Raw genomic sequence first — 5,796 nt, 5'->3', positions numbered from 1 at the left:
CCGCGTGCAAGGCTTGCAGCCGTTCCCAGCAGTTCTCAAGCGTGGGCAGCATCAATGCCTTCTCGCTGTCCGGGCCTTCTCTGTCCCGTCAGGAGCTCAAAATCCCCTGCCGTTAACTTGCTCGTGCCTTGTACAAACCAGGCCCATCCTCTGCTGAGATCACGCCCCTGGAAAGCGCTGAGTTCAGTCCGTACCTCCGATGTCAGAACCACCGGCGTGTCCTCGAACCATCGCACGTCCTTCAGCCGAATGCCGTAAGGCACGTTCAGGTGGGGCTTGGGGCTCTTCTGGCGATCCAGTTCAAACGCAGGGGAAGCGACTGTACATTCGGTCACGACGCCGATGCGTACAGCATAGAAACACAGCTTGTCGCCAGGGCGGAAATGTCTGCGATAGCCAGTGCGCTGTCCCAATCCCCACATACCCTGATCGAGCCAATGATGCAAGTTCTCCAGCACGGGCGTTCCGTCCTCGGAATCAGCCGCTGGCAACAGGTAGTAGTTGATCTGCCCTTCCACTGCAACAGGTTGTTCGTGCGACACCAACGCCGGTGTTTCCTCGACTGCCGCTCGCCGTTCCTGAGAAGTGATGTCGAAGATCAGGTTGACGACGGTATCTACACGGATAGGAGATGGGAGAAGGAGTTGAAAGACCGTCTCATGCTCCAGCTCATATTCCTGCTTCAGCTCCAGCAGGTTCAAGAGTGCGTCCACGCTCGCCACACGCAGTCGTTCCTGACGCCCCTCAGCGATGACGGCCTTCTCCAGTTGACTTGTGGCAGCGTCAAACCGGCCGTAGACGTAAAGCCCGATAGCTTGGTCCGGTCTTTGGATTTTGCCCGCAGACACCAGGTCGTTGATGTACCCCAGGAGCGTGGCCGTCTTAACTGTGTACACGTCAGTGGTTTTGGTTTCCACGACCACCGCTTGACCAGTAGGTGAACGCCATAAGCCATCAAAACCAATTTGCCCTGTCATGCCACGATAGCGGCCAAACTCCACTTTAAATCCCAGTAAGCTCCCGGCATGGTTGATCAGGTCTTGAAGTGCCTTGTTGTATTGTTCGCCTGTGGAAGAAAGGGCAGCGTCTACATAGGCCCGCAAGTCACCGACGCTATGAATATTCTCCTGCAAGTAGCCTCGAAAGCGGGAACGAGCGCTGTTGGGATCATCGCTGTCGTTCAGTGTGCCAACCAGCTTCAAAAGCGTTTCAAGGTCAATGGTGCTCATTCTTTCCTCCCTTCAACGATGGCTGTTTCCTCTTTGGTCAACCCATACAATTCATACACCAGGGCGTCAATCTGCCGGTCGGTGGCCTCGATCTGCCGCTGGTAGAGTTCTTTGCCGGCGGGGATGGTGGCAGCAGGCGCATGGCGCGATTTCGCCAACCGTCTTGCTGCCCGACGTTCTACGGTGGCTTTGTGCCGTTCTACCGTTTCTACCCGCCATTCCAGCCATTCTACCAGCCACTCAATGGAAAAAACTGCCCTGCCATGGTCAGCGGCAGAGCAGCACAACGTGAAGGTGTAATTTCACAAGTTCACCATACCTCTGTCTCACTGGACTGACTCGGAGTAGGAATCATTCCTACCGCTTGAATTTGGTCAAGTTTAAAGGCTTGCACAATAGTCAGGCGGAATCTTGGCAAGATTAGGGCATAGATCCAACATTTCGCTAGTTACAAGGACTTTACGTTTGCCCTTTTTCAGACGCGGCTTCATATCTCCCCACTTCTCTTGGAACAGAATGATGAAAACAGCTTGGGTAGGGGTTAAGCTGCGTGCCTCGACATATCGACGGTATTCCTCTCTACGCAGTAATTCCACCAAATCGTCAGATGCCAGGCCAGCCAGTTCCAAGTAGTTTTCGATAACCAGAGCCGCGCGGTCGAGATTGCCGGGCAATCTTGGGTCGTCCCAAGCACATTCCAGAATATCAATAATCTGGTTCCGCTTCGAATACTTGGGATATTCAATTGTCCCTTGAAGAATATTGGCCGCGCTGTCCAAATTAGCCAGAAGAGAATCTGCCATTTCCAACAACGCGCGTAGTTGGCTAGTAATCCTCGTCAGCCCCCAAGTTTTCTTTCTGGCTTTGTAGATGACATCGTGACCAGCTTGCGACCAGGCTTGTTGCAGTAACGTCTTGATTTGAAGCTCAAAGACCAAATCCAAATAGGCTTCACCGCGATTCCAAAATTCAGGAATGGTCTTTAGGGATAGGTTTAGATCGTTATAGGCAAACTCCTCGGGCTCAACAGCGCGTTGGCGTACTTCGACAAGTTGAAAAATCGCTTCAACATCCCTGCGGACGTCTTCTATGGCTTGAGAGTTCGGCACCGTGATCGTGCAAGCAAACAAATCATCCATTTGCAGGAACGGGTGTTTGTATCCCTCTTTTTCAGCCTTGATCAGTATACTCTCAGGTTCCTTAATCCTACCAGTATAGACACCGTTATATCTTTTGGCTATCTCCTCGGCACGTGGTTGAACCGCTGCTTCAAGACGTTCCAAGACAGGATGGATATCCATATACGATTGTTTGAAACTCGGCGGGATTTTCATTTCGTTTTGATCAAGTCTTTCAAGATATCTGCCCGGAGCTGGCGGTTGGCCCGTTTATTAGCACCTTGGCGTACCGCATCGGAATACTTGAGCGCAACCTCATCGTCCGAGGCGATGTTATCAGGATCGGTTACCCGTTCGGTGAATGCTGCCAGCTCAACACGAGTTGTTTCGTAATCGATTTCATCAGCGACTTTTACATATTCCAACAAAGCTGCCCATAGGCTATAAAAGTCATGCAAATTATTGAACCGGGTTGATCGCAAAAATGAGGTGTCTAACCGCTTCATTATTTCCTGGCACTCTTCATAGATACCCTGGCACTCTTCTATGTCCTGAAAGCTTTCTTCATCATCGTACTCGGCGTAGTAGTCATCAAGGATGCGAGAGCCGCCGTCCAATACACCATGCACCGTGAGCAAGAAGATCTCGGAAACGTACTCGGTATCTCTCATATTTCGTATTCTTGCAGGAGTGCTGAGGCCAATATCTTTCCAAAAGCGTTCTTTTGCCAGTGTTTCCACCAATTTGATGAACGGGCCTTCGTGCCGGGCATGACGAAGCTCTTGCTCGTTGAGACGCCGGACATTCCGGTTCAGGCGGTCGAACACATCCTTGAGATATGATCGGTTGTTGGTGGTAAGTATTTCGACCGAGATTTGGTAATTGCCAAATCGCGTCTGAACCTCAGGTGGCAAATCGGCCCAATATTTGCCAGGAAACTCATCGTGATCCCGAGCTAAGGGAAACTCGTTGTTCTGGAATCCAAAAATAGCCAGAAGTCGCTGTTTCCCATCCACTACGTGGTATATGTGCTCTGTGCTAGAGATGTTCTCTTTATGCAGGAAGATTGATGGACAAGGAAAATTACCCAGTATAGTATCTATGAAGTACTGTTTATAGCCTTTACTCCATACAGAATACCGTTGGTAAACTGGGTCTAGATCTAGCCTTTTGAAAGCCAGGAGATCGTTGAACCAATCAATGTCGGTCGTCGTGGGATTGCGAGCAGTCATTTTTCCTTCTCCTATTCTGTGGTGGAAATATTGAATTCACAAACAGGTGATAAGGGGCAATGATCACATTCAGGTGAAGATGATTTGCATACTAGCGCGCCGAAGTCAAGCATCGCAAGATTGAACTCCCGCGATTGCCCAGTTGGTAATAGTGATCCAGCAAGTTCAATGAGGTTTCGCTTACGTGCGGGATTAGCTGGCATCGGCCCAGACAGTCCAAACAAGCGGTAGAGAATACGAGCGACGTTGGTATCAACTATTGGTACATCCTGTCCAAAGGCAAAACAAAGCACGGCCCTTGCGATATAGTCCCCCACTCCAGGCAATGCCAATAATGACTTCAAATCTTGTGGAACGCAACCGCCATGCTTTTCAGAGATTTCCCGTGTCAGTGCAACCAATTCTTGTGCCCTGTAGTGCAAGCCCAGGGATTGAATCATGGTCCTGATACTTTCCACATCTGCTTCAGCAAGCGCAGTAGGCGTAGGGTATGCGACTAGCAAATCGTCGTAAGCCTGCACGACACCTTCGCGCACAACAGTCTGTTGGAGCAACTTTTCAGCCAGCAGCATAGCGTACGGGTCGCATGTTTGTCGCCACGGGAACTGCCGGCCAGAAATACGGAACCAGTCTAATAAACGTGTCTGGATTTCTAGCACATCGGGTTCAGCTAAGTCACTCATTGCGGGAGTGTTCTTCCATGAATTGAAGAATAGATCGTGCCAAGTCGGCAGCCAGGGGCGGGGGCACTGCATCTGAAACCAAAGTCACTTGCTTGGTTAGATTGCCAATTAGCCGGTACCCGTCCCGGCCATGTGGAAATCCTTGCAATAGCATCGCTTCGTAGATGCTCAAACGACGGTGCCCTTCTGGGTGGACGTGAATCTCGTTATGCCCGTAAGCAACCGTATAGCTGGGTCCGTTCCAGAACAATCTGCGGAACGATCTCGTGTACCGCCTTAAATTGGGTGGTGGCGGGTTTCTAAACTTATCTGAAATGGGATTCATCGTCCAGTGATTAGGGTGCTCAGGAAATTCGTCTGGGTTCAGATCCCGTGCCCAAAATTTTGGTTCTGCCAGTCCGCCAATCTTATCTCGAACTGTAAGCCCGCAAGGGTTTCCAGCAGGAAATTCATACCGGGCTTCCGGGTACAGAACTCGGTTCCACCCCACCAAGAACACCCGTTTGCGAAACTGGGGCACTCCGTAATTGTAAGCATCCAAAATCCCGTGAAACACGTGAAATCCTGCCTCTTCAAATATTTCAATAATGCGCTGGAAATCGTCACGGTGGGCAAGTTGGGCCAGCCCGCAGACGTTCTCAAATATAAAAAAGTCTAACTCGTACTCTTTGTTTAACTGCTGCAAGATATTAGCGTAGTTGATAGGCAAAGTACGTCTGGGGTCATCATCTTGACGGGGCGCTTTGTTACCGTTGGAAAAATACTGGCAAGGTGGCCCGCCGAGCACCCCGCGCGGGGGCTCGTCCAATTCCAACTGGGCAATCTCGCGGATGATATCATCTCCCGTAAGCGACGACAAATCTGCTTCACGGGCAATCTCACCCGCGCGGTTATAATTGTAGGTTCTTACCGCAGCGGGTTCTATATCGTACGCAATGACTGGCCGGAAGCCTACTTGCTCGAATCCCAAATCGAGCCCACCAGACCCTGAGAACAAACTGATGATATTCAAAGGCAGCCCCCTGTTTTGATTACAGACAAGCTACTCAATTATACCACAGCGGCTGCTATTCTGCCAATCAACAGCTTCCCTCACATCAATCCCCTCTCTCCACCACCCCAATCTCCTCCTCCGTCGACCCGTACAACTCATACACCAGCGCGTCAATCTGCCGGTCGGTGGCATAGATCTGCCGCTGGTGAACGCTACGGGCGACCGCGTTAGAGAAGCTAGATACTGCCTCAGCAGGTCACGTGGAACAACCCGATGGCCTGGCCCTGGGCCTCGTTCCAGATGTGGATGGCCTCGGACGTGGGGGCCAGCTTCGTGCGGCAGTGGTGTTTCTCCAGGTAGGCCTCGGCTTCTTCCGAAAGGCGCACCGAATCGAAGCGCCCCGTGCCGATGATGAGCAACTCCGCCCCTTCTTCGTACACGTGCTTGGCCTCGTCCAGGGAAATGGTGTGCGACGTGCCGCAGACCTGCTTGGACAGCTTCTTTTTGCGCTTTTTGATCGCGCCATCCAGCCGCAGGATG

7 protein-coding genes are annotated in these 5,796 nt (G+C 51.4%); all 7 read right to left on the bottom strand.

Translation table 11 applies throughout. The annotated features are described in order from the left end of the window. Positions 1–35: 35 nt before the first annotated feature. A complete protein-coding gene (locus tag ISS20_RS23045; protein WP_291439909.1) occupies positions 36–1,229 on the bottom strand; it encodes a hypothetical protein in 1,194 nt (397 codons plus the stop codon). After that, on the bottom strand, positions 1,226–1,516 hold the full coding sequence (locus tag ISS20_RS23040; RefSeq protein WP_291439907.1) for a hypothetical protein: 291 nt from the start codon (positions 1,514–1,516) through the stop codon (positions 1,226–1,228). The genes ISS20_RS23045 and ISS20_RS23040 overlap by 4 nt, the downstream gene beginning before the upstream one ends. Positions 1,517–1,609: 93 nt before the next feature. Beyond that, the gene (locus ISS20_RS23035) at positions 1,610–2,563 is read right to left on the bottom strand and encodes a hypothetical protein (RefSeq protein ID WP_291439905.1); all 954 of its coding nucleotides are present in this window, start codon (positions 2,561–2,563) and stop codon (positions 1,610–1,612) included. Continuing rightward, a complete protein-coding gene (locus ISS20_RS23030; protein ID WP_291439903.1) occupies positions 2,560–3,579 on the bottom strand; it encodes a DUF262 domain-containing protein in 1,020 nt (339 codons plus the stop codon). The genes ISS20_RS23035 and ISS20_RS23030 overlap by 4 nt, the downstream gene beginning before the upstream one ends. Positions 3,580–3,590: 11 nt before the next feature. Further along, positions 3,591–4,262: a hypothetical protein gene (locus tag ISS20_RS23025; RefSeq protein WP_291439901.1), complete on the bottom strand. Its 672-nt coding sequence runs from the start codon at positions 4,260–4,262 to the stop codon at positions 3,591–3,593. Continuing rightward, a complete protein-coding gene (locus ISS20_RS23020; RefSeq protein WP_291439899.1) occupies positions 4,255–5,274 on the bottom strand; it encodes a DNA cytosine methyltransferase in 1,020 nt (339 codons plus the stop codon). Before ISS20_RS23020 ends, ISS20_RS23025 begins: the two co-directional genes overlap by 8 nt. A gap of 230 nt (positions 5,275–5,504) precedes the next feature. Continuing rightward, positions 5,505–5,796, bottom strand: a 292-nt coding sequence (locus ISS20_RS23015) for a hypothetical protein (RefSeq protein WP_291439897.1), incomplete at its 5' end; no start/stop codon positions are given.

The organism is Acidovorax sp., assembly GCF_016783915.1.
Lineage (GTDB): Bacteria > Pseudomonadota > Gammaproteobacteria > Burkholderiales > Burkholderiaceae_C > Acidovorax.
Note: the sequence above shows the minus strand (reverse complement) of the source record. Positions and strands in the feature narration are given on the sequence as shown.